Annotated in this window: 29 protein-coding genes and 2 other annotated features; of the genes, 25 read left to right on the top strand and 4 right to left on the bottom strand. The window is 47.4% G+C overall.

Going from position 1 to position 26,200, the window contains the following annotated elements; genetic code table 11:
• Positions 1–3 precede the first annotated feature (3 nt).
• The 7 genes from KI350_RS01910 to ysxE all read left to right on the top strand — a co-directional run bounded on the left by KI350_RS01910 (position 4) and on the right by ysxE (position 7,686).
• Positions 4–834 carry a cytochrome c biogenesis protein gene (locus KI350_RS01910; protein WP_020452464.1) on the top strand — a complete coding sequence of 277 codons (831 nt, stop codon included), beginning with the start codon at positions 4–6 and terminating at the stop codon, positions 832–834.
• Positions 835–873: 39 nt separating this feature from the next.
• Positions 874–1,815: a hydroxymethylbilane synthase gene (gene hemC / locus KI350_RS01905; RefSeq protein WP_020452463.1), complete on the top strand. Its 942-nt coding sequence runs from the start codon at positions 874–876 to the stop codon at positions 1,813–1,815.
• Positions 1,805–2,596 carry a uroporphyrinogen-III synthase gene (locus tag KI350_RS01900; RefSeq protein ID WP_035338226.1) on the top strand — a complete coding sequence of 264 codons (792 nt, stop codon included), beginning with the start codon at positions 1,805–1,807 and terminating at the stop codon, positions 2,594–2,596. The genes hemC and KI350_RS01900 overlap by 11 nt, the downstream gene beginning before the upstream one ends.
• A 3-nt stretch (positions 2,597–2,599) precedes the next feature.
• The gene (hemB, locus tag KI350_RS01895; protein WP_020452461.1) at positions 2,600–3,574 is read left to right on the top strand and encodes a porphobilinogen synthase; all 975 of its coding nucleotides are present in this window, start codon (positions 2,600–2,602) and stop codon (positions 3,572–3,574) included.
• A gap of 25 nt (positions 3,575–3,599) precedes the next feature.
• Positions 3,600–4,895: a glutamate-1-semialdehyde 2,1-aminomutase gene (gene hemL / locus KI350_RS01890; RefSeq protein ID WP_025811039.1), complete on the top strand. Its 1,296-nt coding sequence runs from the start codon at positions 3,600–3,602 to the stop codon at positions 4,893–4,895.
• A 148-nt stretch (positions 4,896–5,043) separates the two neighbouring features.
• Positions 5,044–6,636, top strand: a complete 1,593-nt coding sequence (locus KI350_RS01885; protein ID WP_026579131.1) for a LysM peptidoglycan-binding domain-containing protein — start codon at positions 5,044–5,046, stop codon at positions 6,634–6,636.
• Between the two features lie 27 nt (positions 6,637–6,663).
• On the top strand, positions 6,664–7,686 hold the full coding sequence (gene ysxE, locus KI350_RS01880) for a spore coat protein YsxE (protein WP_026579132.1): 1,023 nt from the start codon (positions 6,664–6,666) through the stop codon (positions 7,684–7,686).
• 18 nt (positions 7,687–7,704) lie between these two features.
• Here the strand turns inward: ysxE and KI350_RS01875 are convergent, their stop codons facing one another.
• Positions 7,705–7,896 carry a hypothetical protein gene (locus KI350_RS01875; protein WP_020452457.1) on the bottom strand — a complete coding sequence of 64 codons (192 nt, stop codon included), beginning with the start codon at positions 7,894–7,896 and terminating at the stop codon, positions 7,705–7,707.
• A gap of 166 nt (positions 7,897–8,062) precedes the next feature.
• Positions 8,063–8,295, top strand: a binding site (T-box leader).
• Between the two features lie 60 nt (positions 8,296–8,355).
• Here KI350_RS01875 and KI350_RS01870 point away from each other — a divergent pair.
• The 4 genes from KI350_RS01870 to KI350_RS01855 all read left to right on the top strand — a co-directional run bounded on the left by KI350_RS01870 (position 8,356) and on the right by KI350_RS01855 (position 14,520).
• Complete coding sequence (locus tag KI350_RS01870; protein WP_059231726.1) at positions 8,356–10,998, top strand: valine--tRNA ligase; 2,643 nt, start codon at positions 8,356–8,358, stop codon at positions 10,996–10,998.
• 81 nt (positions 10,999–11,079) lie between these two features.
• Entirely contained in the window at positions 11,080–12,378 is a 1,299-nt protein-coding gene (locus KI350_RS01865; RefSeq protein ID WP_023855426.1) for a bifunctional folylpolyglutamate synthase/dihydrofolate synthase, read from the top strand.
• A gap of 152 nt (positions 12,379–12,530) precedes the next feature.
• Entirely contained in the window at positions 12,531–13,280 is a 750-nt protein-coding gene (locus KI350_RS01860) for a prepilin peptidase (protein WP_043054422.1), read from the top strand.
• Positions 13,281–13,485: 205 nt separating this feature from the next.
• A complete protein-coding gene (locus KI350_RS01855; protein ID WP_023855424.1) occupies positions 13,486–14,520 on the top strand; it encodes an SPOR domain-containing protein in 1,035 nt (344 codons plus the stop codon).
• Positions 14,521–14,578: 58 nt separating this feature from the next.
• On the opposite strand, the gene KI350_RS01850 is transcribed toward KI350_RS01855, so the two are convergent.
• Positions 14,579–14,758, bottom strand: coding sequence for an IS3 family transposase (locus KI350_RS01850; protein ID WP_130627134.1), 180 nt, complete (start codon positions 14,756–14,758; stop codon positions 14,579–14,581).
• A 201-nt stretch (positions 14,759–14,959) separates the two neighbouring features.
• On the opposite strand from KI350_RS01850, the gene KI350_RS01845 reads away from it, so the two are divergent.
• The 7 genes from KI350_RS01845 (at position 14,960) to minD (ending at position 20,356) form a co-directional block, all read left to right on the top strand.
• Positions 14,960–15,532, top strand: coding sequence for a Maf family protein (locus KI350_RS01845; RefSeq protein ID WP_020452452.1), 573 nt, complete (start codon positions 14,960–14,962; stop codon positions 15,530–15,532).
• 54 nt (positions 15,533–15,586) lie between these two features.
• Positions 15,587–16,261, top strand: coding sequence for a RadC family protein (gene radC / locus KI350_RS01840; protein ID WP_020452451.1), 675 nt, complete (start codon positions 15,587–15,589; stop codon positions 16,259–16,261).
• A gap of 87 nt (positions 16,262–16,348) precedes the next feature.
• A complete protein-coding gene (locus KI350_RS01835; RefSeq protein ID WP_003184042.1) occupies positions 16,349–17,359 on the top strand; it encodes a rod shape-determining protein in 1,011 nt (336 codons plus the stop codon).
• Between the two features lie 30 nt (positions 17,360–17,389).
• On the top strand, positions 17,390–18,298 hold the full coding sequence (gene mreC, locus KI350_RS01830) for a rod shape-determining protein MreC (RefSeq protein WP_020452450.1): 909 nt from the start codon (positions 17,390–17,392) through the stop codon (positions 18,296–18,298).
• Positions 18,295–18,813: a rod shape-determining protein MreD gene (gene mreD, locus KI350_RS01825; RefSeq protein ID WP_020452449.1), complete on the top strand. Its 519-nt coding sequence runs from the start codon at positions 18,295–18,297 to the stop codon at positions 18,811–18,813. Before mreC ends, mreD begins: the two co-directional genes overlap by 4 nt.
• 53 nt (positions 18,814–18,866) lie before the next feature.
• Positions 18,867–19,547 (top strand): septum site-determining protein MinC, encoded by a 681-nt coding sequence (gene minC, locus KI350_RS01820; protein WP_023855422.1) that lies wholly within the window; start codon positions 18,867–18,869, stop codon positions 19,545–19,547.
• Between the two features lie 2 nt (positions 19,548–19,549).
• Positions 19,550–20,356 (top strand): septum site-determining protein MinD, encoded by an 807-nt coding sequence (minD, locus tag KI350_RS01815; RefSeq protein WP_020452447.1) that lies wholly within the window; start codon positions 19,550–19,552, stop codon positions 20,354–20,356.
• Between the two features lie 45 nt (positions 20,357–20,401).
• Here the strand turns inward: minD and KI350_RS01810 are convergent, their stop codons facing one another.
• Both KI350_RS01810 and KI350_RS01805 read right to left on the bottom strand, forming a co-directional pair.
• Positions 20,402–20,725 (bottom strand): ArsR/SmtB family transcription factor, encoded by a 324-nt coding sequence (locus KI350_RS01810; protein WP_023855421.1) that lies wholly within the window; start codon positions 20,723–20,725, stop codon positions 20,402–20,404.
• Positions 20,725–21,153, bottom strand: coding sequence for an SRPBCC family protein (locus KI350_RS01805; RefSeq protein WP_059231341.1), 429 nt, complete (start codon positions 21,151–21,153; stop codon positions 20,725–20,727). Before KI350_RS01805 ends, KI350_RS01810 begins: the two co-directional genes overlap by 1 nt.
• Positions 21,154–21,298: 145 nt before the next feature.
• On the opposite strand from KI350_RS01805, the gene KI350_RS01800 reads away from it, so the two are divergent.
• The 7 genes from KI350_RS01800 (at position 21,299) to obgE (ending at position 26,190) form a co-directional block, all read left to right on the top strand.
• Positions 21,299–22,090: a peptidoglycan DD-metalloendopeptidase family protein gene (locus KI350_RS01800; RefSeq protein ID WP_059231343.1), complete on the top strand. Its 792-nt coding sequence runs from the start codon at positions 21,299–21,301 to the stop codon at positions 22,088–22,090.
• Positions 22,083–22,949: a M50 family metallopeptidase gene (locus KI350_RS01795; RefSeq protein ID WP_020452443.1), complete on the top strand. Its 867-nt coding sequence runs from the start codon at positions 22,083–22,085 to the stop codon at positions 22,947–22,949. The genes KI350_RS01800 and KI350_RS01795 overlap by 8 nt, the downstream gene beginning before the upstream one ends.
• 73 nt (positions 22,950–23,022) lie before the next feature.
• Positions 23,023–23,097: a sequence feature (ribosomal protein L21 leader region), on the top strand.
• A gap of 12 nt (positions 23,098–23,109) precedes the next feature.
• Positions 23,110–23,418 carry a 50S ribosomal protein L21 gene (rplU, locus tag KI350_RS01790; protein ID WP_003184027.1) on the top strand — a complete coding sequence of 103 codons (309 nt, stop codon included), beginning with the start codon at positions 23,110–23,112 and terminating at the stop codon, positions 23,416–23,418.
• A 12-nt stretch (positions 23,419–23,430) separates the two neighbouring features.
• Positions 23,431–23,772: a ribosomal-processing cysteine protease Prp gene (locus KI350_RS01785; RefSeq protein WP_020452442.1), complete on the top strand. Its 342-nt coding sequence runs from the start codon at positions 23,431–23,433 to the stop codon at positions 23,770–23,772.
• Positions 23,773–23,784: 12 nt separating this feature from the next.
• Positions 23,785–24,066, top strand: coding sequence for a 50S ribosomal protein L27 (rpmA, locus tag KI350_RS01780; protein ID WP_003184023.1), 282 nt, complete (start codon positions 23,785–23,787; stop codon positions 24,064–24,066).
• A gap of 226 nt (positions 24,067–24,292) precedes the next feature.
• Positions 24,293–24,871, top strand: coding sequence for a sporulation initiation phosphotransferase B (locus KI350_RS01775; protein ID WP_020452441.1), 579 nt, complete (start codon positions 24,293–24,295; stop codon positions 24,869–24,871).
• Positions 24,872–24,903: 32 nt separating this feature from the next.
• Entirely contained in the window at positions 24,904–26,190 is a 1,287-nt protein-coding gene (gene obgE, locus KI350_RS01770) for a GTPase ObgE (RefSeq protein WP_020452440.1), read from the top strand.
• The last annotated feature ends 10 nt before the right edge of the window (positions 26,191–26,200 follow it).

Below are 26,200 nucleotides of genomic sequence, written 5' to 3'. Positions count from 1 at the left end.
GACATGACAGACACATTGTTAGCAAGGCTTAACGAAGTTACAATCGTGTTGTACGCGCTCACCGTCCTCTTTTATTTTATAGACTTTTTACAGCACAACCGGAAGGCGGGAAAAGCGGCCTTCTGGTTGCTTTCTATTGTCTGGATTCTGCAGACGGTATACCTTTTTTATTTCATGCAGTACACAGATCAGTTTCCTGTTTTGAATAATGCGCAGGGGCTTTATTTTTACGCGTGGGTGCTTGTCACGCTGTCTCTCGTTTTGACGAAGCTTTTGAAAGTGGAATTTCTCGTTTTTTTCACCAATCTCATCGGCTTTTCAATGGCGGCGATCCACACGTTTACACCGACGGCCCAGCAGTCGGCGGAGCTTTCGGGAAGGCTCGTGTCCGAGCTCTTGATCATCCACATTACAATGGCGATTCTTTCGTATGGAGCGTTTTCATTGTCGTTTGTCTTTTCCGTGCTGTATCTTTTTCAGTACCGTTTATTGAAAAAGAAAAAGTGGGGGAAATGGCTCTTACGAATCGAAGATTTGCCAAAACTTGATCATATGGCTTATGTCCTTAATCTCATCGGCGTTCCCATGCTTTTGCTGAGTCTGATTCTGGGGATTATCTGGTCGTATGTATCGCTTGAAACCCTGTACTGGGCGGATCCGAAAGTGCTCGGATCGATCGTGCTGCTTTTTTTATACGGATACTATTTATTTATCAGGATTGTCAAAGAGCTGCAGGGAAGGATCGCGGCCATGTGGAATACCGCGTCTTTTCTTGTTCTTTTAATCAATTTCTTTTTGCTCGGCAGCTTTTCGCAATTTCATTGGTTTAGTTAGTTAAAACGGTTGCCCGTGACGGATTGGGAGGAAGAAAACATGAGAAACATCATTGTAGGCTCAAGAAGAAGCAAATTGGCGATGACCCAGACAAAATGGGTGATCAAAAAGCTGGAGGAATTAAATCCGGATTTCACGTTTGAAATAAAGGAAATCGTTACAAAAGGCGACCGGATCTTGGATGTTACCCTGTCAAAGGTCGGCGGGAAAGGCCTGTTCGTCAAAGAAATCGAACAGGCGATGCTTTCCGGGGAAATTGATATGGCCGTTCACAGCATGAAGGACATGCCGTCGGCGCTTCCCGAAGGGCTGGTGGTCGGCTGCATTCCAAAACGGGAAGATGCCAGGGACGTTCTCATTTCAAAAAGCCGTCAAAAGCTGGCCGACCTGAAACAAGGTGCGGTTATCGGCACGAGCAGCCTCAGAAGAAGCGCGCAGCTTTTGCAAATGCGCCCCGACCTTGAGATCAAGTGGATCAGGGGAAATATCGATACAAGGCTGAAAAAACTTGAAACTGAAGATTACGACGCGATTATTTTAGCAGCGGCAGGCCTGTCAAGAATGGGCTGGAAGGACGATGTCGTCACCGAATTTCTTGATCCAGAGAGCTGCCTTCCCGCCGTTGGGCAAGGCGCGTTGGCGATCGAGTGCAGAGGCTCGGATGAGGAGCTGCTGTCCCTCTTTTCGCGCCTGAACGACCGCTACACACAGCTGACCGTCACGGCCGAGCGCGCTTTTCTTCATGCGATGGAAGGCGGCTGCCAAGTGCCAATCGCCGGATTTGCGACGATGGACGAAGACGGCGTCATCGAACTGACCGGTCTTGTGGCATCGCCTGACGGAAAAACCGCATACAGAGAAACAGTAAAAGGAAAAGATCCGGAGGCTGTCGGCAGAGAATGCGCGGCGGTCATGTCGGAAAAAGGAGCAAAGGCACTGATTGACCGTGTGAAACAGGAGCTGGAAGACAATGAAGCATGATCTTCCTTTACAGGGAAAGAAAGTGCTCGTCACCCGCAATAAAGCCCAAGCCCAATCCTTCAGGGAAAAGGTGGAGGCTTTGGGCGGAGAAGCTGTTTTAACGTCATTGATTTCGTTTCGGCCCGCCCTCCCGCGAGAACAGGCCCAGCGCTTTCGAGCAGATCTTGAAAGCGCGGACTGGCTTGTTTTTACAAGCGTGAACGGGGCAAAATTCTTTTTTTCTTATTTGAAGAACGCCGGGTTCAGCGTTCCTTTCGCATCAAAGGCCAAGGTTGCCGCTGTCGGTGAAAAAACGGCCAGGTATTTGCGCGACAGGGGTCTTTCTGTCGATCTGATGCCTGAGTTATACGTGGCTGAACATTTGGCGGAGGCACTGAAGCGAAATGTCGGCCGTCATGATAAAGTGGCCGTTTTAAAAGGGAATTTATCCCGGGACGTCATCAAGAAAACCCTCACTCCGCTCGGAATTCAAGTTTCGGAATGGATTTTGTATGAAACCGTTCGTGATGAAAAGGGAATTCTGGAGCTTAAGGAAGCAGCAAAACACGCGTCTTTTGATTTTGTGACATTTACCAGCTCCTCGACGGTACATACATTCATGTCCATTTTGAAAGAGGAGAGCAGAACGTGGGCCGAAAAGAACGGTACGGCTTTTATTACGATCGGGCCTATGACAAAGAAGGCGCTGTCGGACTACGGAATTCCTTCATATATGCCGGACGTCTATACAATCGACGGAATGCTGCGTGAAATATGCCGCATTTCAAGAAAGGGAGAATGACAAATGGAAGCATCATTTCAAAGACACCGCCGCCTGCGGACGACAGCAGGTATGCGAAAATTGGTAAGAGAAACCGAGTTAAGAGCATCTGACTTTATTTATCCGATATTTGTAACCGAGGAAGAGAACGTTAAAAGCGAAGTTCCGTCCATGCCGGGCGTATACCAGCTGTCTTTGGACCGGCTGAAAGAGGAAATGGAGGAAGTCGCAGGCCTCGGCATTCAATCTGTGATCGTCTTCGGCGTGCCTGAACACAAAGATGATGTGGGAAGCGGAGCCTATCACAACCACGGCATCGTTCAAAAAGCGATTGCACAAATTAAACAAGACTTTCCTGAGCTTGTCGTTATCGCAGATACATGCCTATGCGAGTACACGGACCACGGTCACTGCGGCCTTGTGGAAAACGGTGAAATACTAAATGACGAATCGCTCGTTCTTTTGGCAAAAACCGCTGTCAGCCAAGCCCGTGCAGGCGCTGACATTATTGCGCCTTCAAACATGATGGACGGTTTCGTTGCCGCCATCAGGGATGCGCTTGATCAGGAAGGATTTACAAATGTGCCGATCATGTCGTACGCTGTAAAATATGCGAGCGCGTTTTACGGCCCGTTCCGCGATGCCGCGGGAAGCAGTCCGCAGTTCGGCGACCGCAAGACGTACCAAATGGATTATGCCAACCGCAGGGAGGCTCTCCGGGAGGCAAAATCCGATGTGGAAGAAGGCGCCGATTTCCTGATCGTCAAGCCGACGCTTTCATATCTTGATATCGTCAGAGAAGTGAAAAACGAATTTAACCTGCCTGTTGTCGGATACAATGTAAGCGGGGAGTATGCGATGGTCAAAGCCGCGGCCCAAAACGGCTGGATTGAAGAAAAAGCTCTTGTTCTCGAAATGCTGACAAGCATGAAGCGGGCGGGCGCTGATTTGATCATTACGTACTTTGCAAAAGATGCGGCAAAATGGATTTCGGAATAAGAATTTGAACTGGGGGTTTTAGAGGATGCGGAGCTATGAGAAGTCTAAAGCGGCATTCGAAGAGGCGCAACGAGTCATGCCTGGCGGGGTGAACAGCCCGGTCAGAGCCTTTAAATCAGTGAACATGGACCCGATTTTTATGGAGCGGGGAAAAGGATCAAAAATCTATGATATTGACGGAAACGAATACATCGATTATGTCTTGTCATGGGGACCGCTTATTTTAGGACACAGCAATGAAAAAGTGGTGAAAGAAATTCAAAAGACGGCAGAACACGGGACAAGCTTCGGTGCACCGACAGAACTGGAAACCGAGCTTGCCGAGCTTGTTATCGACCGCGTTCCTTCCATAGAAATCGTTCGGATGGTGAGCTCCGGTACGGAGGCGACGATGAGCGCCTTGCGGCTGGCGCGCGGTTACACAGGCCGTAACAAAATCGTGAAATTTGAAGGCTGCTACCATGGACACGGTGATTCCCTGCTGATTAAAGCGGGCTCTGGAGTAGCAACGCTCGGCCTCCCTGACAGCCCCGGAGTTCCGGAAAGCATTGCAAAAAACACGATTACCGTTCCTTACAATGATCTGGAAAGCATGAAGCTTGTCTTTCAGGAATTCGGAGAGGACATTGCCGGCGTTATCGTTGAACCTGTCGCGGGCAATATGGGTGTCGTACCTCCGGTTAAAGGGTTCCTCGAAGGGCTTCGCGAGCTGACTGAGACGCATGGCGCTCTGCTGATTTTTGATGAAGTAATGACAGGCTTCAGGGTGGGCTACAACTGTGCGCAAGGCTATTTCGGAGTGACGCCTGATTTGACTTGCCTCGGAAAAGTGATCGGCGGCGGTCTTCCTGTCGGCGCTTATGGAGGAAAGGCGGAAATCATGGAGAAAATTGCGCCGAGCGGTCCGATCTATCAGGCCGGCACGCTGTCCGGCAACCCGCTTGCCATGACAGCCGGACTCGAAACATTGAAACAGCTGACTCCTGAATCCTACCAGGAATTCTCCCGCAAAGCAGACCGTTTGGAAAAAGGAATTTCTGAAGCTGCCGAGAAAAATGGCATTCCGTGTACATTTAATCGAGCGGGGTCTATGATCGGCTTTTTCTTCACAAATGAACCGGTCATCAATTATGATACAGCGAAACAGTCTGATCTCGGACTGTTTGCCGAATATTATAAAGGGATGGCCGATGAAGGCGTGTTTCTCCCGCCTTCACAGTTTGAAGGGCTGTTCTTGTCAACCGCTCATACGGATGACGACATTGAGCATACGATTCAAGCTGCTGAACGCGTATTCGAAAGAATCAGCCGCTCCAGATAAAGAAAAGGGCTGCCGGACATTGCCGGCGGCTCTTTTTTGCATGGTGCCGGTAACGGCTTATGATTTTTCTGTTCATATTCTGCCAGCTTTTCTCATACATCTTTACTGACATCTAATTTTAAAAATTAGGTGAAGGGAGGATATCAGTTTGCCGCAAAACAATCGTTTGCAATTTTCTGTAGAAGAGTCAATCTGTTTTCAAAAAGGACAGGAAGTATCCGAATTATTATCGATTTCATTGGATCCTGACATTACCGTTCAGGAAGTAAATGATTATGTATCCATACGAGGGTCATTAGAGCTGACAGGCGAATACAACATAGATCAAACCCGGGAATATGCAGAGCTGCCTGCGACAAGCCGATTTGTGGAAGATGTAAAGCTGAAAGGGGACGGCAGCGCAGAGCTGACGCATTGTTTCCCAGTGGATATCACCATCCCGAAAGACAAGGTCAATCATTTAAACGACGTATTTGTTTTTATTGATGCTTTCGATTATCAGCTGACAGATGCGAGGATGTTGACGATTCAAGCTGATTTGGCGATTGAAGGCCTCTTGAATGTAAGCGGTGAAGCCGGAGAAGAAGAACCGCGTACTATGCCTGCGGCAGTCCAGCCGGAAGAGGAGCTTGAGCCTGCCTTCAGATCACCTTCAGACGACGAAGAACAGGGTAAAGAGGAAGAATTTTTGATTCAGCTTGACAGATCTTATGAAGAGCAGGACGAAGAACAGCCGTATGAAGAAGCAGAAGAAACTGATACCGATGCGGAAGCGGTTCCGATTTACCAGTCGTTTCTCGGAGACGATACAGAGGAAACAAAGCCGTTTTTTACAGCGTCTTTGTCTGCGGCAGAGCGGACGAAGCGCGAAATGGAAAATCCAAAAGACGCCGCTCTTGAACATCCGGAAGAAGAATATGAGCTAAATAGGGAGAAAGTAGAAGCAAAGCCGGAGGAATATGAGCTGAAAAGGGAGAAAGTAGAAGCAAAACCGGAAGAATATGAGCTGAAAAGGGAGAAAGTAGAAGCAAAACCGGAAGAATATGAGCTGAAAAGGGAGAAAGTAGAAGCAAAACCGGAAGAATATGATCTGAAAAGGGAGAAAGTAGAAGCAAAACCGGAAGAATATGAGCTGAAAGAGGAGAAAGAAGCAAAGCCGGAAGAATATGAGCAAAAAAGGGAGAAAGCGGAAGAGAAGCCGGAAGAATACGAGTTAAAAAGGGAAGAAGCGGAAGAAGAGCCGGAGCCGCTCCAAAGGGCTTATCAACCTCATGATGAACCGAAAGAAACCCCGTTCTACGGTGTTCCGCCTCTTTTGGAGGAAGACCAGAATGACAGGGAGCCTGAGACGTTTGAAGTTGAAGTGACACAGGAAGCAGAAGCGATTGATGAAGAAGAGGAAGCCGGGCATACCATTGAAATCCCGGAATATTCGTTTCATGAGCAGACGGAGCCTGAAGAAGAAAGAGATGAGATGCCGGCAGCAGACGACCAGGAAGTGTCAGCGAAGGAGAATGACAATGCTCTCTATTTGACAAAGCTGTTTACAAAACAGGGAGAGGAGGAGTTTACTCGAATGAGGATGTGCATCGTTCAGCAAAACGATACCATTGATCTTTTGTGCGAGCGCTATGATATTAATGTCCAGCAGCTCATCCGGATGAATTCCCTTTCCCTTGACGAGGAATTAAAAGAGGGACAGATCCTTTATATACCGGATTATCAAAACAGCCATGCCTAATGCATTGATAAAAATGTGGTGAAGCCGATGGAAGGCATCCAGTCTGTTTTAAATGAGTACGGTCTTACGCCTGAATATATGGAATCGGTCAGTCCAAAGGTATGGAAAGTGTATACGGATCACGGTGTATTCGCCCTGAAAAAATTGGCGGCTTCAAGAAACGCCAGCTTCACAGAACAGATGATCATGCTGGAGGAAAAAGGCTACAGGCAGTTTGTCCCCGTCTATCGAAACCGCACGGGCGAATTTTTAACGCAAGACGGAGAAGATGTCTGTTATCTCATGCCTTGGCTTACCCTTGAAAGAGAGGAAGAGCTTGACCAAAAACACGAATATATGTTTAAAGAAATCGCTCTTCTTCACCAGCGAACGGAAAAAGAGCTCGGTGTGAGGCGGGAAGAAATACTCGGGCACTATGAACGGACAAAACGGAAATGGGAACAGCAAAAACAGAAATATGAAGAATTCATCTCAAGAGCGGAAAACGAATGGTATATGTCCCCGTTCCAGCTTCAGGCAGCCATGTATTTCAAAGAGACGATATCAGCTGCAGACTTTGCGCTTGCCCGCCTTGAAGAGTGGTATGAGACCATGAAAGACAAAGAGTCTTCGAGAATGGTTTTAAACCACGGGCAGCTGTCCGTCCGGCATTTTCTCTATAACGATACCGGAACGGGTTACTTTACGAACTTTGAGAAAGCGGGACACGGGCCCCCAGCGAACGATCTCATCGTATTTTTTACAAGAATGTTTAAGACGAATCCCGTGATGTGCACGGAATGTGTAAACTGGTTTTATACGTATCACAATGTCTATCCTTTGCGGGAGGAAGAAATCAGCTTATTCCTCAGCTATATGGCTTACCCCGGGCCTGTATACGGTGTGCTGAACCGCTACGACCTTGAGAAGGGGCCCGGAGAAAAAGAAGCCTGTACAACGCTTTTGAAGGCGTACTGGCAAATGAAAAACGCCGAACCGCTTGTGATGAGCATTCACGAGACGGAAGAAAACAGAAAACTGCAGGAAGAAACAGAGTCCCCATCATCATGATGCGGACTTTTTTCGTGCTTATATCCAGTCAAGGTGAAAGGCGCACGCAAGGAATATGAGAATGCCCAAAAGGAGGACATCAAATGTGGTCGGAAAGATGATCGTGCGTATGCCCTGGAAGATCGTGATCGGGAGGACGACTTGAACAGCAACAAGCCTGACTTGCTTCAGCCACGGCTGGAATGAATGTGTGTTGAATTTTTTTCGCATCTTATGCCTCCTCTCTTATCGTTACAGCATCATATGAGGAAAAGGAGCTTGTGTGCATGGCCCAGTATCGTATAAAACAAGAGAAAAACGGAAAAGATGATTGACGAAAATGAAAAAGATTTAGTAATATAAGAAAAAGAAAAAGTACGTGCTGAAAAGTCAATGATCACCCGCTTTGAATGGGAAGAGTACAAAAACAGACGCTTGCAGAGAGGGAAGCCGGTTCGCTGAAAGGCTCCCAGTCAGTCTTTTTTGGAAGGTCGCCCAGGAGCGCAATTTCTCGAACAAAAAGTAGAGAAATTCGGGAAAGTCCCGTTATCCCATTTAAGTGCGTGAATGCGTTTTTTTCGCATTCATGAAAAAAGGTGGTACCGCGAGAGAGTTCTCTTCGTCCTTTTAACAGGATCGAGAGGGCTCTTTTTTATTGTTCAGCCGTTTAATACTGTTGGAGGTTTGAAAATGGATAATCAAGAACTGACGATGCCGACAAAATACGATCCGTCTGCAGTTGAAAAAAACAGATACGACTATTGGGTGAACGGCAAATTTTTTGAAGCGAAAAACGACCCTGAAAAAGAACCGTACACCGTTGTCATTCCCCCGCCGAATGTGACGGGTAAGCTGCACTTGGGGCATGCTTGGGATTCCACCTTGCAGGATATCGTGACAAGAATGAAACGGATGCAGGGCTATGACGTGCTCTGGCTGCCGGGTATGGATCACGCCGGTATTGCAACTCAGGCAAAAGTAGAAGCGAAGCTTCGCGAAGAAGGAAAAACGCGCTATGATCTCGGCCGCGAAAAATTCCTTGAAGAAACATGGAAATGGAAAGAGGAATATGCCGATTTTATTCGCAGCCAATGGGCGAAAATCGGCCTTGGCCTTGACTATTCAAGGGAGCGTTTCACCCTTGATGAAGGGCTTTCTAAAGCGGTTCGCGAAGTATTTGTGAAGCTATATGAAAAAGGGCTGATTTACCGCGGAGAATATATCATTAACTGGGACCCGGCCACTAAAACGGCTCTGTCTGACATCGAAGTCATCTATAAAGACGTACAAGGCGCGTTCTATCATATGCGCTACCCGCTGAAAGACGGTTCAGGCTCGATTGAAATTGCGACAACCCGTCCGGAAACGATGCTCGGCGATACAGCGGTTGCGGTACATCCGGAAGACGAGCGGTACAAACATCTAATCGGAAAAACGGTTATTCTGCCGATCACAGGAAGAGAAATTCCGATTGTCGGAGACGACTACGTCGATATGGAATTCGGCTCAGGTGCCGTCAAAATTACACCTGCCCATGATCCGAACGACTTTGAAATCGGAAACCGCCACAACCTTGAACGCATTCTCGTTATGAATGAAGACGGCACAATGAATGACAAGGCGCTTCAATATAAAGGCATGGACCGTTTTGAATGCCGCAAGCAGATCGTGAAAGATCTACAGGAAGAGGGCGTGCTGTTCAAGATTGAGGAACATACGCATTCGGTCGGCCACAGCGAACGCAGCGGAGCAGTCGTTGAGCCGTATTTGTCAACGCAGTGGTTCGTGCAAATGCAGCCGCTTGCCGATGCCGCCATCGAATTGCAAAAAAGCGAAGGAAAAGTCAACTTCGTCCCTGACCGTTTTGAAAAAACATATCTGCACTGGATGGAAAATATCCGCGACTGGTGCATTTCCCGCCAGCTTTGGTGGGGCCACCGTATTCCTGCGTGGTACCATAAAGAAACGAGGGAAATCTATGTGGGCGCTGAAGCTCCTGAAGATGCCGAAAACTGGGAGCAGGACAAAGACGTTCTTGACACATGGTTCAGTTCCGCTCTTTGGCCGTTTTCAACGATGGGCTGGCCGGATATCGATGAGGAAGATTTCAAGCGTTACTATCCGACGAACGTACTTGTCACAGGATACGATATCATTTTCTTCTGGGTATCCAGAATGATCTTCCAAGGTATCGAATTTACCGGAGAACGTCCGTTTAAAGATGTTTTGATCCACGGGCTTATCCGCGATGACCAGGGCCGCAAAATGAGCAAATCGCTCGGAAACGGCGTCGATCCGATGGATGTGATCGATAAGTACGGAGCGGATTCGCTGCGCTACTTCCTTGCGACGGGAAGCTCTCCAGGGCAGGATTTACGCTTCAGCTTTGAAAAAGTGGAGTCAACATGGAATTTTGCGAACAAGATTTGGAACGCATCAAGGTTCGCCCTGATGAACATGGACGGCATGACATACGAAGAGCTTGATCTGTCAGGAGAAAAATCAGTTGCCGATAAGTGGATTTTAACAAGGTTGAACGAAACGATTGAAACTGTGACACAGCTGGCTGACAAGTACGAATTCGGCGAGGTTGGCCGCCATCTCTACAATTTTATCTGGGATGATTTCTGCGACTGGTACATCGAAATGGCTAAACTTCCGCTTTACGGTGAAGATGAAGCGGCGAAAAAGACGACCCGCTCTATTTTAGCGTATGTGCTGGATCAAACGATGCGCCTGTTGCATCCGTTTATGCCTTTCCTGACGGAGGAGATCTGGCAGCATCTTCCTCACGAAGGGGAATCCATTACAGTCGCCAAGTGGCCTGAAGCTGTTAAAGAATATACGGACACCGAAGCAGCGGCGGATATGAAGCTTCTCGTTGAAGTCATCCGCGCTGTACGGAACATCCGCAGCGAAGTCAACACGCCGCTCAGCAAGCAGATTGAGCTTTATATTAAAACAAGCACGCCGGAAATCGCCGAACGACTTGAAGAAAACCGTTCGTACGTGGAACGCTTTACGAATCCGAGCCTTCTTCAAATCGGAACGGATATTCAGGCGGTCGATAAAGCGATGACCGCTGTCGTATCCGGCGCCGAGCTGATTTTGCCGCTCGAAGGTCTGATTAACATTGAGGAAGAAATCAGCCGCCTGCAAAAAGAACTCGATAAGCTGACGAAGGAAGTTGAACGGGTTCAAAAGAAATTAAGCAACGAAGGATTTATGAAAAAGGCGCCTGCACATGTCATTGAAGAAGAGCGGGCGAAAGAAGCCGATTATACGGCAAAACGTGAAGCTGTAGAAAAAAGGATTGCCGAATTGAAAAATTAATCAACGAAAAAAGGAGGTGTTTTCCAGGTCTTTCTAAAGATGCTGGAAAACACCTTCATCAATTGAAGGGAAGGAATTCGCTTGTTCAAAACGTTTGATGAAGCACTCAGCTGGATTAACGGAAGGCTTAAATTCGGCGTGAAGCCGGGTTTGGAACGAATGGAATGGCTGCTGAGAAAGCTCGGGCACCCCGAGAAAAAGCTTAATGCGATTCATGTCGCCGGAACAAACGGAAAAGGTTCAACGATCGCTTTTCTCCGTACGGTATTAAATGAAGCCGGTTATACAGCAGGCACCTTCACATCACCGTATATCATTACCTTTAACGAACGGATCAGCGTTGACGGCGCACCGATCTCGGACGACGAATGGACGGCGCTCTTTAATGAGGTCGGGCCTCTCGTCCTTGAGCTTGAAAAAACCGAATTCGGAGCAGCCACCGAATTTGAAATTATTACGGCATGCGCATTTTTATATTTTGCTAAATACCGGCGCACCGATTTTGTTATTTTTGAAACGGGATTAGGCGGCCGTTTGGATTCGACAAACGTCGTGAAGCCGATGTTAACGGTCATCACTTCGATCGGCCATGACCATATGGCAATATTAGGCGGCACGCTGAAAGAGATTGCCGCAGAAAAGGCGGGAATCATCAAACACGGCGTTCCTGTTATCACAGCCGTTCATCAGCGTGAAGCAGCTGAAGTGATAAAGCGAAAGGCGATGGAGACAGAATCTGCTTTTATATCCCTTCATGAGGATTGCGAGCTGTCCGGAGAGCGTTCACTGCCCGATGGAGAGCAGTTTTCACTGAAAACACCGTTACATCGTTATGAAAGAATTGAAACAAGCCTGATCGGCACCCATCAGCGGCAAAACGCGTCTTTGGCCATACTTGCGGCCGAATGGCTGACAGCCGAAAAGCATGCGGCCATCAGCGAAGAAGAGCTGAAACGCGGCATTCATAAGGCGGGATGGCCCGGCCGGTTTGAGAAGGTATTGAACAGGCCTCTCGTTTATATCGACGGCGCTCATAACAAAGAAGGGGTAGAGCGGCTGGCCGAGACGATCACGTCCCACTTCGACGGGCGGAATATTCACGTATGCTTCAGTGCTCTCAAAGATAAGCCGTACAGAGACATGATCCGCAAAATCGAGTCGTTTGCGTCATCGATTCACTTCACATCTTTTGATTTTCCGAGAGCGGAATCCGCTCAAAAGCTGTTTGAGCAAAGTACCGCTGTTCATAAAACATGTGATGAAGACATCGGCTCTGTTTTCCGCTATATCGAAGAACAAGCTGAAGATGAAAAAGCGGTGGTCATTGTTACCGGGTCGCTTTACTTTATTTCCGCTGTCAGGGCAGTTTTAACTGAATAAAAAACATAAAAATGCGCTTTTGGCCATCGGCTGACTGCGCATTTTTATGTTTTATGAAAAGCGGAGGCGCTTCATATTTGCTAAAATAACAGCCTCAGGAAGCCGTTTTTTCCCATGAAGCGGTTAAATTTGATTGTGCGAGGCTGATAGTGATGTTCATCTTTTACCTTTTTACGGCGGGGTTAGTGCTCGGTTCCTTTTTTAGTTCAGCCGGGCGCCGCATCCCTGAAAAGATATCATTGATTGCTCCGCGTTCCCTCTGCCGGGCTTGCAAAAGAAAGCTGGGCCTCGCGGAGCTGATACCTGTTTTGTCCTATTTGATGCAGCGGGGGAGGTGCAAGGGGTGTCAAACCCCGATATCGATCGTGTATCCGGCAGTTGAGCTCTCCGCCGCCATCCTGTTTGCGTTTGCCGGTATGCAGGTTGGGCATCAGGGGGAGCTGGTGATTGTGCTTGCTCTTATTTCCCTGCTTTTGATCGTCTTTGTATCTGATGTGATACATATGGTCATTCCGGATGCTGTGCTTTGTTTTTTCCTGATTGTCTTTGCTGTCGGACGGTTTCTTGTTCCCCTCGAGCCGTGGCATTCCGGTTTAAGCGGTGCGTTTGCCGGCGGCATGCTTCCGCTCTTGACGCTGCTTTTGACGAAAGGAGGGATCGGCTGGGGGGACGTAAAGCTGTTTGCGGTGCTCGGCATGGCGCTCGGCAGCCGCCTCCTCATTCTCGCTTTTTTCCTTTCGGCAGCCGCAGGAACGGTGCTTGGTCTGATTGCATTGCTGGCAGGAAAGCTAAAGAAAAATGAACCTATGCCGTTTGCTCCCGCGATTCTGATCGGGACGCTGATAAGCTGTTTCTATGGCAATCCAATGATCGAGTGGTACCTTCAAATGGCACGGTGGTAAAAAATTTGACGAAACCTTTTTGGGCAAGACGACAAAAGTCTTGTTCTTTTTTTTTGAGGCTGTGTTAAAGTGTGGACAATAAGAGGGACAGCCTTTGGGAGAACTCCTCCTTCCTTCTGGCTTCCCTCTGCCGATCGTATAGAGAGCGGCCAATCTGCCGCCTAATCTCAATATAAAACAATAAACGGAAAGCGAGGGAAGCCACATGAAAAAACGGAAAAGCAAGAAAAACTCAGCTAAAAAAGCGCCCCAGGAAGACCCGCTTAAAGTGATGATCAATGGCAGAGAAGAGACCATCTACGGAAATGAAAAAGAGTTTTCCAACAGAAATGAAGAAAAGAAGTTCACCTTTTCAAACTGGGAAGAAAAGAGAAAGGCGGAACGGGAAATATCGGCTTCAAAAGAGGACGGCGCACCTGAAACAGATGAATTTACATGGACGCCTCCAGACGAAGAAGAAACCGTGTACAAAGACGATCCCAAAGTGGTGGCGCCTTATCAAAAGAAAAACGAGGCTAAAAACAACCGAAAAGCGAAAATGTCCCTTACGTTTCCTTTGAAGCGCTTTGCTGCAACCATTATCTTTGCTGTGTTGCTCGGCACGGGACTCGGGCTGTTCGCGCTGAATCTCGCAACCCATAAAGAAGGAGTGCCGGCATCCGGCAGCTTGGGTGCGGATGCGGAAAACGGACAGGCGGTAAAAGCCGGTGACTCAGGTGCCGAAGAGAAAAAGAGCGGACAAAAAAATAGCGGACAAGCGGGAGAATCTTTTCACAGCTTTGCCGTTCAGGCCGGCAAGTTTTCATCTAAAGAAGGAGCGGAGACGCTGGCCTCTCAAATCGCAGACAAGGGGTATGCCGCCGTTTCGATTGCCAAAGACGACGGATTTTATGTGATCGCCGGAATAACAGGGGAAAAACAGATGACATCTGAAATTGGCAAAATATTAATCGAAAACGATTTTGAAGCGTGGGGCGGAAAAGAGCTTCCGGTTGCACTCGAGCCCGGTTTGCTAGAGCCTTTTAAAGAAGCGGCCGAGCTGTCGGCAAAAGCGATTCTCGGCGCGGAGGTTACATCTCAAAACATAGCTGATGTCAAAGCTGAACTTGACGGCGCCAAATCAAAAGGAGAATCTGAAGAGGTAAAGAAGAGCATACTGGAAGCCGTCAACCTGCTTGAGAAACCGACCGCAGCCAACGGCTGGAAAAGCCAGCAGCTATTGCTGAGCCAAATAAAATAAAAAAACGGCAGAGTGAACGGCCCCCTGTCAAGTAGACAGGGGAAATAACGAAAACACACTAGACGGCTTTAGCCCTGTATTCCGCCGGGCTGAGGCCGTTTAGTTTTTCTTGCAGACGATCGTGATTTAAAACGTGAACACCATACTTGCCCGCAATCTCTTTCACCGAAGCACTTCCCTGATCACATTCTGACAGAATGTTCAGTTTTTCTTCTATCGTGTACCATTTCCCAGCCATAAAAAACTTCCCCAAAGTAAACAGATTTTTTTTCATCTGTCTACTTTTAGGGGAGCATATCAGATGCGCTGGTTTTTTTATTTTCACGATTTTTGTCATTAAAAAGTTACTTTTCTGAAATTGTGGCGGCGGCGTTCTTTTGGTAGGATAAAACAGGTATCTTTTTTTCCTATGCAAAAACCTTTGAAAGGATGTCTTCTTATGACCCGACAGCTCATATTGGCTTCACAATCACCCCGCAGAAAGGAACTCCTCGATCTCCTGCAGATTCCGTACAGCATCGTTACGAGCAACGCGGAAGAAAAATTAATTCGAAACTTTTCACCAGCAGAAAACGTCAAATGGTTGGCGGAACAAAAAGTGCGTGCAGTAGCCGAACAATATCCTGATGCCGTCGTGCTTGGCGCCGACACCATTGTTCTTTATGACGGGGCTTATTTGGGCAAGCCCAAAGATGCCGAAGATGCAAAAAGGATGCTGAGCATGCTTTCGGGACAGACCCATTCAGTGCTTACCGGCGTCTGCATTAAGGACGGCGAGAGATGCGAAACATTTTTTGAAGAAACCGAAGTCTTTTTTTGGCCTCTTGAAGAAAAGGAAATCAGCGCTTACATCGCTACAGGAGAGCCGTTTGATAAAGCCGGTTCATACGGAATACAAGGAAAAGGCGCGCTTTTTGTCAAACAGATAAAGGGAGACTATTATACAGTTGTGGGTCTTCCGATTTCCAAAACGATGAGAATGCTGAAAACGTTCGATCTTCACTCCTTTTGATAAACCGAACGAGAAGGGAATCAAAAGGGAGGGTTTATCATAAGCGATCTGCCGTTGAAATTAAAGGATTTTCCTGATGAAGAAAGGCCGCGGGAGCGCCTTCTCAACACAGGCGCCGAAAGTTTGTCAAACCATGAACTGCTCGCGATACTGCTCAGAACCGGGACGAAAAAAGAATCGGTTCTTCAGCTTTCAAGCCGGCTGCTTCAAACGTTTGACGGCCTCCGTTTGTTAAAAGAAGCATCCGCTGAGGAGCTTTCAAGCATTTCCGGGATCGGCCGCGCCAAAGCCGTGCAGATTTTGGCGGCGCTCGAACTTGGCCGGCGCATTCACAGCCTTGCCTGCAAAGACCGTTATGTGATCCGTTTTCCCGAAGATGCGGCCAATTTTTTAATGGGGGATATGCGCTTTCTGTCTCAGGAGCACTTCGTATGCCTGTATCTGAACACGAAAAACCAGGTGATCCACAAGCGAACAATTTTTATAGGAAGCTTGAACTCTTCAATCGTCCATCCGAGGGAAGTGTTTAAGGAAGCTTTAAAGCGCTCCGCAGCCTCATTCATCTGCGTCCACAATCATCCGTCCGGAGATCCGGCTCCAAGCCGCGAAGACATAGAAGTTACACAGCGCCTTCACGAGTCCGGACAGCTGCTTGGAATCGAATTGCTCGATCATATCATCATCGGTGATCAAAAATTTGTGAGCTTAAAAGAAAAAGGATATTTGTAACACTTTTTTTTTCATTAAATTAAGCTATAATAGAATTTATGGGTTTTTGCTTAGGAATATTGTTTTAAGAAAGGAAGATACATACAAATGTTTGGAATTGGTGCGAGAGACCTTGGAATAGATTTAGGAACGGCGAATACGCTTGTTTTTGTGAAAGGTAAAGGAATTGTCGTCAGGGAGCCTTCCGTCGTTGCGCTGCAAACAGATACAAAGCAGATCGTTGCAGTCGGAAACGATGCGAAAAACATGATCGGACGTACGCCCGGCAATGTCGTCGCCCTCCGCCCGATGAAAGATGGCGTAATCGCTGATTATGAAACAACAGCGACAATGATGAAACATTATATTAGCAAAGCTGTTAAAAACAAAGGCTTATTTGCGAGAAAGCCTTATGTCATGGTTTGTGTCCCGTCGGGAATTACGGCGGTTGAGCAGCGTGCGGTAATCGACGCTACGCGCCAGGCCGGGGCGAGAGATGCATATCCGATTGAAGAACCGTTTGCAGCGGCGATTGGAGCCAATCTTCCTGTTTGGGAACCGACTGGAAGCATGGTGGTCGACATCGGCGGCGGAACGACCGAAGTCGCGATTATTTCCCTCGGCGGCATCGTCACATCCCAGTCTATTCGCGTTGCCGGTGATGAAATGGATGAAGCAATCATTACTTATATTAGAAAAACATATAACTTGATGATCGGTGACCGTACTGCGGAAGCGATCAAACTTGAAATCGGTTCTGCCGAAGCTTCTGAAAACGGAGAAAGCATGGAAATCCGCGGCCGCGATCTTTTAACAGGTCTGCCGAAAACGATTGAAATCACCGAAAAAGAAATTACAGCGGCGCTTCGCGACACTGTGACTGCAATTGTCGATGCCGTGAAAAATACGCTTGAAAAAACTCCGCCTGAACTCGCGGCTGATATTATGGACCGCGGAATCGTCCTGACAGGAGGCGGTGCGCTGCTGCGTCACTTGGACAAAGTCATCAGCGAAGAAACGAAAATGCCGGTTTTAATTGCGGAAGACCCTCTTGACTGTGTAGCGATCGGAACAGGTAAAGCTCTCGAGCAAATTCATCTATTTAAAGGCAAAAATTAAGGACACAGGGAATAGAAGAGGTGTATAATCATGCCGCAGTTTTTTACGAATAAACGGTTGATGCTTTTACTCCTTTGTATCATCATTTTAGTGGCAATGATTGGATTTTCGTTAAAGAATGACCGGAATGCAACTTGGCCCGAAAAATTTATTGGCGATACAACTGGTGTATTCCAGACGATTTTTCATACGCCCGCTCAATTTTTTGCGGGCTTCTTTGAAAATATCGAAGACTTAAAAAATACGTACAGCGAAAATGAGCGCCTGCGGAAAAAGCTCGACGGCCAGACGCAATACGAGGCAAAGCTGCAAGAGCTTGAAAATGAAAATAAGTCTTTAAGAAAAGAGCTCGGCCATTTGAAATCAATTAAAGACTACACGCCGATTCTGGCGACTGTAATCGCCAGAAATCCCGATAAGTATGAGTGGTGGAACCTGATCACGATTAACAAAGGTTCTAAGCACGGCGTCGAAAAGGATATGGCGGTCACAGATGAAAACGGCAACTTGATCGGGAAAATCAAAAGCACTAAAGTGAACAATTTCACTTCCACCGTCCAGCTTTTAAGCGCAACAGACAGAAACAACAGAATTTCTACGGTTATCGCTGCAAATAAAGGCAAGAAAACGGTCAACGGAATCATCAACGGCTACGACTCTGAGAAAAAGGCGCTGTCAATGGAAATCATTGAGCCTGATGAAGACAGGGAAGTGAAAAAAGGAGACCTCGTCGAAACTTCCGGTGCGGGCGGCGTTTTTCCGAAAGGCCTGACAATCGGAAAAGTGACAGAGGTTGAACCCGATTCCTACGGCTTGACAAAAATCGCTTATGTAGAGCCGGCGGCCGATATGTATAACCTTGATAACGTGATCGTCGTCGACAGAACGCTTGATACGGTGGATGTCAACAAGATGGACGATGAGGAGGAAGGTTCGTGAAACGCTTCCTTCTTCCCGTCGTGATGATGTTTGTTTTAGTATCTGACAGCGTCTACGCGGATTTTGTCAACCTGCCTTTTGTGACGGAAGAACAGCAGCTCATCCCGCGTTTTCTGCTGCTTGTCTTAGTTTTTATGACGGCTTATGTCAATCAGCCTTTTGCCATTACATATGGATTTATTTTCGGACTGTTATATGATATTAATTACACCGACCTTTTAGGTGTATATATGTTCGGTTTTGCCGGTATTTGCTATTTATCGTCAAAAGCATTCAAAGTATTGCAGACAAACGCGCTGGTCGTCATTTTTATTTCGCTGCTCGCCGTCTGTGTTCTTGAATTTTACCAATATGGCGTGCAGATGCTGATACGTCCGGAAATCATGCCGTTCCATCAATTTGTGCTCGGCAGGCTCCTGCCTACGCTTGGGCTGAACGCCGTTGGCGGCCTTTTGCTCATTTACCCGTTCAAATGGTTTTTTACCAGTCTTAAGAAAGAGCTGAGGAATGAGTAAAAGAGGATTTTATGAGCCGATGTCGAAAAGAGTATGATGTTGAGGTGAACACCGTGAAGACCCAAAAGCAGCAATACGTAACAATTAAAGGAACGAAAAATGGATTGACGCTTCATCTTGATGACACATGCTCTTTTGAAGAATTATTGTACGGTCTTCAGGATATGCTGTCACTCGAACATTATATGGATGGAAAAGGCCAGAAAATCAGTGTGCTCGTTAAGCTCGGCCACCGTTATGTGACCGAGGAGCAAGAACAGATCTTGACCGATGTGATCACTGAGAAACAAAATCTGTTCATCCACTCCATTGAAAGTGAAGTCATGACCAAAGATGAAGCAAACCGTTTAAAAGCGGAAAGCGAAATTATTTCTGTCGCTAAAATTGTCCGTTCAGGGCAAGTCCTCGAAACGGAGGGTGATTTGCTTCTGATTGGGGATGTGAATCCGGGAGGAATGGTGAAGGCCGGAGGGAATATTTTCATCCTCGGCTCATTAAGAGGGATTGCCCACGCCGGTTTTAATGGAAATAAACGAGCTGTTATTGCGGCTTCGGATATGAGACCGACTCAATTGCGTATCAATCATGTGCTCAATCGCTCCCCAGACCACATCCAAGAAGGGAACGACATGGAATGTGCTTATTTAGATGAAAATGAGAATATGGTCATTGACCGCCTTCAGCAATTAGCTCATTTAAGACCTAGTTTAACAAGGCTTGAGGGAGGAATGTAAAATTGGGTGAAGCTATCGTAATAACCTCGGGGAAAGGCGGAGTAGGCAAAACGACGACATCCGCAAATCTTGGCACCGCCTTGGCCATTTTGGGAAAACGGGTATGTCTCGTTGACACGGATATCGGCCTGCGCAATCTTGATGTCGTCATGGGCCTTGAAAATAGAATCATATATGATTTGGTAGATGTCGTTGAGGAGCGATGCAAAATCCATCAGGCGCTTGTGAAAGATAAACGCTTCGATGATTTGCTTTATTTGCTCCCGGCCGCCCAGACAAGCGATAAGTCGGCTGTTCTTCCCGAGCAGATGGTCAAGCTTGTCCAGCAGCTCAAACAAGACTTCGACTACATTGTCATCGACTGCCCTGCAGGGATTGAGCAAGGTTATAAAAATGCGGTCTCGGGCGCTGACAAAGCGATTGTCGTGACGACACCGGAAATCTCCGCTGTTCGTGACGCCGACCGGATCATCGGCCTGCTTGAAAAAGAAGAAAATATTGAGCCGCCGAGACTTGTCGTCAACCGGATCCGCAACCACTTAATGAAAAACGGCGATACGCTGGATGTTGATGAAGTCATTCAGCACTTGTCGATCGAACTGATCGGTATTGTTGCGGATGATGACGAAGTGATTAAAGCTTCCAATAACGGGGAGCCTGTCGTCATGGATCCGAACAATAAAGCTTCAATCGCATACCGGAACATCGCCCGCCGCGTGCTGGGCGAATCTGTGCCTTTACAGTCGTTTGAAGAAGAAAATAAAGGCGTTTTCGCAAAGATTAAATCATTTTTCGGCGTACGCGCTTAACTTGCAAAAAAGCAATCTCCAAAACGAGATTGCTTTTTTGCAGTTTCATTGATCGTTTTCGACTTTGTGCTTTAACAAGGAAAGCTTATTGTCCCAATACATGTCGAAGTAGGCGAGCCACTGCTGCAGCTCCGCGAGAGGTTCGGGATGAAGCCTGTACAGTTTTTCTCTGCCCGCTTTTCTTCCGCTGACAAGTCCGGCTTCTGACAAAATTCTCAAATGCTTTGAAACAGCCGTTCGGCTCATCGGGAAATGAGTGCTGATATCTGTTACAGGCAATTCCCTGCCGGCGAGGAGCTTCAGCATCTTTCGCCGTGAGGGATCGGAAACGGCTTGGAACACATCATGTTTTACGGCCGATGATGTCACTAGCCTTCAACTGCCTGACGCAGCTTTTGATTGACGATCGCTTCCCAGCCGCCATTCATCCGATTGCGGACATCCGCTTGTTTTTCTCCCGCTTTTGCAACCGTTTCTTCCGGCGCGCCCCATCCTGAATGAATCAGGGTAAATTCGGTTTTTTCTGCAGACAGCTCTTTCAATTCAAATGTGACGATCCATCCCGACGTATCCCAGCTGAAAGCGAGTCGATGCGGCGCTTCAAGCTCGATCACTCTGCAAGGGGAGGGGCCGAACGGAGACTGCAAGGTGAATTCACAGCCGATCTCCGGACGGAAATCATTTGGCATAAACCAGGCGGCGATGCCTTCACTGGTGGCGACGGCCTCCCACACTTTTTCTATCGATGCGTGAAAAACAGCCTGTTTATGTATATCAGGCACTTGTTGATTGCTCATAATAGACCTCCTAGAAAAAAGTAAAACCAAAAGGTTTCCTATCTATTATATGAAACCTTTTGGTTTTATGTCAATATACCGTCATAAACGCCTGGGACAAGACATATCATTGAACAAACGAACCTGAATGTAAAGGATGAGGGTTATGAGTCATAGAGCAGATGAGATTCGAAAAAGAATGGCCAGGAAAAGAAAGCGGAAGGCGCCGGATAAACAGCCCTTTTCGTCAGGCGGCAAAAAGCTGCCGGTCAAGCCGCCTGCATGGACAGCCTTTTCGGAAGATGAAAAGGCCGGAGACTTCCCTCCGCCTGAGGGAAGCTCCCTGCTGATAAATGGGAAGCACCCTCTTGTCAAAGCGGATGCGCTCATCATGAAATGTCTTCTGTCGGCATGTCTTGTCCTTGTGTCCGCTATTGCCTACAAAGGCCAGTTTGAACCCGCAAACCAAATCAAACCGGTCATCAGCCAGGTGTTTACTGAAGAGTTCCAATTTGCGGCTCTCCAGAATTGGTATGAATCCAAGTTTGGCGATCCCCTCGCATTCTTTCAACCGAAAGGTGACAAACCATCCGGTCAGGTCGAGGTGAATCAAGATCTCGCTGTTCCTGCCATGGGAAAGGTTCAGGAGAAATTCTCAGGCCAGGGCATTAAGGTAGAAACAGAAGACGAAGCGATCCGCAGCATGAAGGAAGGCTATGTCATTGAAGTGGACAAAAATCCGGAAACGGGCCTGACGGTGGTTTTGCAGCATGCGGACAACAGCTATACCTACTACGGCCAGCTGAAAAAAGCGGATGTCGCTTTATACGATTTTATAGATAAAGGAACGAAGCTCGGAACGATTAAGCAGGATAAAAATCAAAAAGGCGTCTATTACTTTGCGATCAAACAAGGAGAGGAATTTGTTGATCCGATACAGGTGATCACATTTGAATAAATGGACGGAGCTCTTCACCAAGCTTCACATTCACCCGCTGCTGTGGCTTGTCATGGCGATCGGTATCATGACAGGACATATTAAAGCGCTGTTTTGTTTAATGATCGTTATTTTGATCCACGAGCTTGGCCACGCTGCTGCTGCCGTTTATTTTTCATGGAGAATTAAAGGCATTTTCCTGCTGCCTTTTGGGGGAACGCTTGAAGTCGATGAACATGGCAACAGACCGTTAAAGGAAGAGCTGGCCGTCATCGCCGCGGGGCCTGTTCAGCATATCTGGCTTCAATTTGCTGCATGGCTTTTGGCGGTCAATTCGCTCGTCAGCCCTCATATATTTGAAACGTTTACCTTTTACAATCTGACCATCCTCTTGATTAATCTGTTTCCGGTTTGGCCGCTTGACGGCGGGAAGCTGCTGTTTTTGCTGTTTTCAAAACACCTTCCGTATCAGAAAGCACAGCGGGTGATGCTGGCTGTGTCGTGCTTTTGCTGTACTGTTTTAATCGCGGCAATTCTGTTGGTTTCCCCGTCACAGCTGAGCGCTTGGGTGCTCCTCGTATTTTTGGCTGCATCTCTTTACCAGGAATATCGCAATCGCCATTACGTCCATATCCGTTTTTTGCTTGAGCGCTATTACGGAAAGGAGAGGGAAGTGCGACGCCTCGCCCCGATCACGGTGTGCGCTGAACAGCAGATTTATGAGGTCATGCTCCTGTTTAAACGAGGCTGCAAACACCCGATCATTATTGAGAAGGACGGACAAAAACTGAGCCAGCTTGATGAAAACGAAGTTCTCCACGCTTATTTTACAGACAAGCGCACGACTTCCTCAATGGAAGATCTGCTTTTGGTTTATTGACCGTCCATCCTTCTAAAAGACATTGACACTCGGGCTCTTTTCTGGTATATTTTTTAATGTTATGGATGTAGCACCCGTGCTACAACCGCTCAGCACAGGTGTTAAGTGCTTTCTTAGCCCCCTGTGATTGGCGAGTCTTAGTTTATTAGGAGGTGCAGAGATGTACGCAATTATTCAAACAGGCGGGAAACAAATCAAAGTTGAAGAAGGCCAAACTGTATACGTCGAAAAGCTTGCTGCTGAAGCCGGCGAAACAGTTACTTTTGACAACGTATTGTTTGTCGGCGGTGAAAATGTTAAAGTTGGCAGCCCTACGGTTGAAGGCGCTACGGTAACAGGCAAAGTTGAAAAACAAGGCCGTGCGAAAAAAATTACCGTATTCAAGTACAAGCCGAAGAAAAACCAACATAAAAAACAAGGTCATCGTCAACCTTACACTAAAGTTGTAATCGAAAAAATCAACGCTTAAGGCGTGTATGATATGATTCATGCAAAGGTTACCAGAGCCCGATCGAACAAAGACATCTTAGGCTTTGAAATGTCGGGACATGCGAATTTTGCTGAACATGGTCAGGATCTCGTTTGTGCAGGGGCATCGGCGGTCGCCTTTGGAGCTGTCAATGCAGTCATGAAGCTGACGGGCATTGAGCCGGTCATTGACCTCGGGGAAGACGGCGGATTTTTATCTTTCGGATTCCCGGACGGTACGGATCGGGAGGCTTTTGAAAAGGCGCAGCTCCTTCTCGAAGGCATGATCGTCTCCCTTGAAACGATCGAACGAGACTACAAAGGTTACTTAAAAGTAACGACGAACAAAATATAGGAGGTGAGCTACATGCTAAGATTAGATCTTCAGTTTTTTGCATCTAAAAAAGGAGTAGGTTCAACGAAGAACGGACGTGACTCTGAGGCGAAGCGCCTAGGTGCTAAACGTGCAGACGGTCAATTCGTATCTGGCGGTTCCATCCTTTATCGTCAGCGCGGAACAAAAATCTATCCAGGTGAAAACGTTGGGCGCGGCGGAGATGACACTCTATATGCAAAAGTCGACGGAACTGTTAAATTCGAACGTTTCGGCCGTAACCGCAAAAAAGTGAGCGTATATCCTGTAGCCTAACCTTTAAACGAAACTCCGGTCGTTCTGACCGGAGTTTTTTACATACAGCACCGTGACTTGCTGAAAAACACCTTCCCGCCCCCTGGACAAGGCCGGGTTTCCGCTCTGATTCTGCTTCTTTAAAGTATATAAACGTGTTTCATTTATACTGCCTTCTCTGTTATAATTCAAAGTACAAACTGAATCAGACTCCTAAAATAGAGAACAAACGATTGGGAGTGCAAAAATGGAAGAAACTTCGAAAAAACAAGAAAAGACGATGGACGATAAGGCTTTGACCCATGAGCTTATTCATCTGCTCAGCCATTCAAGGCACGACTGGATGAATAAACTGCAATTGATTAAAGGAAACTTAACATTAAAAAAGTATGACCGCGTATTTGAAATTATTGATGAAGTGGTCATCGAAGCTCAGCATGAATCAAAGCTTTCAAACCTTAAAATCCCGCGTGCGGCGTATGAGCTGCTTACATTTAACTGGATGGCCCATTCGCTGACGCTTGAATATGAGGTGATCGGTCAGGTCAGAGATTTGTCAGCTTATGAAGAGAAGCTCGTCGTTTTCGTCAGAAAGCTGTTTGGGACTTTTGAGGATGCCGTTTTGAAAGGCGGCGACAATCATCTGACGATCACGCTGCAGACGGACGGTCCGGACGACCGGCTCGTCATCTTTCTGGATTTCCACGGCGTATTCACAAAGCTGACCGGTATCAAAGACTTTCATCATTCACTGGCTGATTTTTATGAAATCAAGCGGCTTGATGTAACAGACCGTGAGTGCATCGCTGAAATTCATATCAAGTAAAGCGGTTTTTTAGGAATAGAACGGAGGACATTATGTTTGTTGATCAGGTAAAAATATACGTAAAAGGCGGAGACGGAGGCAACGGAATGGTTGCTTTCCGCCGCGAAAAATATGTGCCAAAAGGAGGTCCTGCCGGAGGTGACGGCGGAAAAGGCGGAGACGTCGTTTTCAAAGTTGACGAAGGCCTCAGCACGCTGATGGATTTTAGATATCAAAGACATTTTAAGGCGACGCGCGGAGAACACGGCATGTCTAAAAACCAGCACGGCCGAAATGCAGAAGACATGGTTGTAAAAGTCCCGCCCGGCACGGTTGTCATTGACGATGATACAAAGCAGGTCATCGCTGATCTAACGGAGCACGGACAGGAAGCCGTCATCGCAAAAGGAGGACGCGGCGGACGAGGCAATACCCGTTTCGCGACGCCTGCCAACCCGGCGCCGCAGCTTTCTGAAAACGGCGAACCCGGCAAGGAGCGCTATATCGTTCTCGAGCTGAAAGTTTTGGCCGATGTCGGTCTTGTCGGTTTCCCAAGCGTTGGAAAATCAACACTCCTGTCTGTCGTGTCTTCGGCCAAGCCGAAAATTGCCGATTACCATTTTACAACGCTGAATCCGAATCTCGGAATGGTCGAAACGGAAGACGGACGCAGCTTTGTAATGGCGGATCTTCCGGGACTGATTGAGGGGGCGCACGAAGGGGTTGGCCTCGGACACCAATTCCTCAGACATATCGAAAGAACGCGCGTCATCGTGCACGTGATCGACATGTCGGGTCTTGAAGGGCGCGACCCGTATGAAGATTATGTGACCATCAATAAAGAGCTTGAACAGTATAATCTGAGGCTGACAGAACGTCCTCAAATTATTGTCGCCAATAAAATGGATATGCCGGATGCGGAAGAAAATCTGAAGGCATTCAAAGAAAAGCTTACAGATGATTATCCTGTTTTTCCAATCAGCGCGTTGACCAGACAAGGATTGAGGGATCTGCTGTTTGAGATTGCCGACCGTTTGGAAACGACGCCGGAATTCCCGCTCTACGACGAAGAAGACATGACTGAAAACAGAGTCATGTATAAGCTTGAGGATGAGGAAGCGCCGTTTGAGATCAGCCGTGATCCTGATGGCACCTTTGTGCTCAGCGGAGCCAAGCTTGAACGCTTATTTAAAATGACGGATTTTTCAAGAGACGAGTCTGTTAAGCGTTTCGCCAGACAGCTTCGCGGAATGGGCGTTGATGACGCGCTTCGGGCCCGCGGTGCAAAAGACGGAGATACGATCCGTCTTCTCGAATTTGAATTTGAATTTATCGACTGATCATACCGGA

Origin of the sequence: Bacillus sp. J41TS8 (assembly GCF_018333035.1) — a bacterium.
Lineage (GTDB): Bacteria > Bacillota > Bacilli > Bacillales > Bacillaceae > Bacillus > Bacillus paralicheniformis.
Note: the sequence above shows the minus strand (reverse complement) of the source record. Positions and strands in the feature narration are given on the sequence as shown.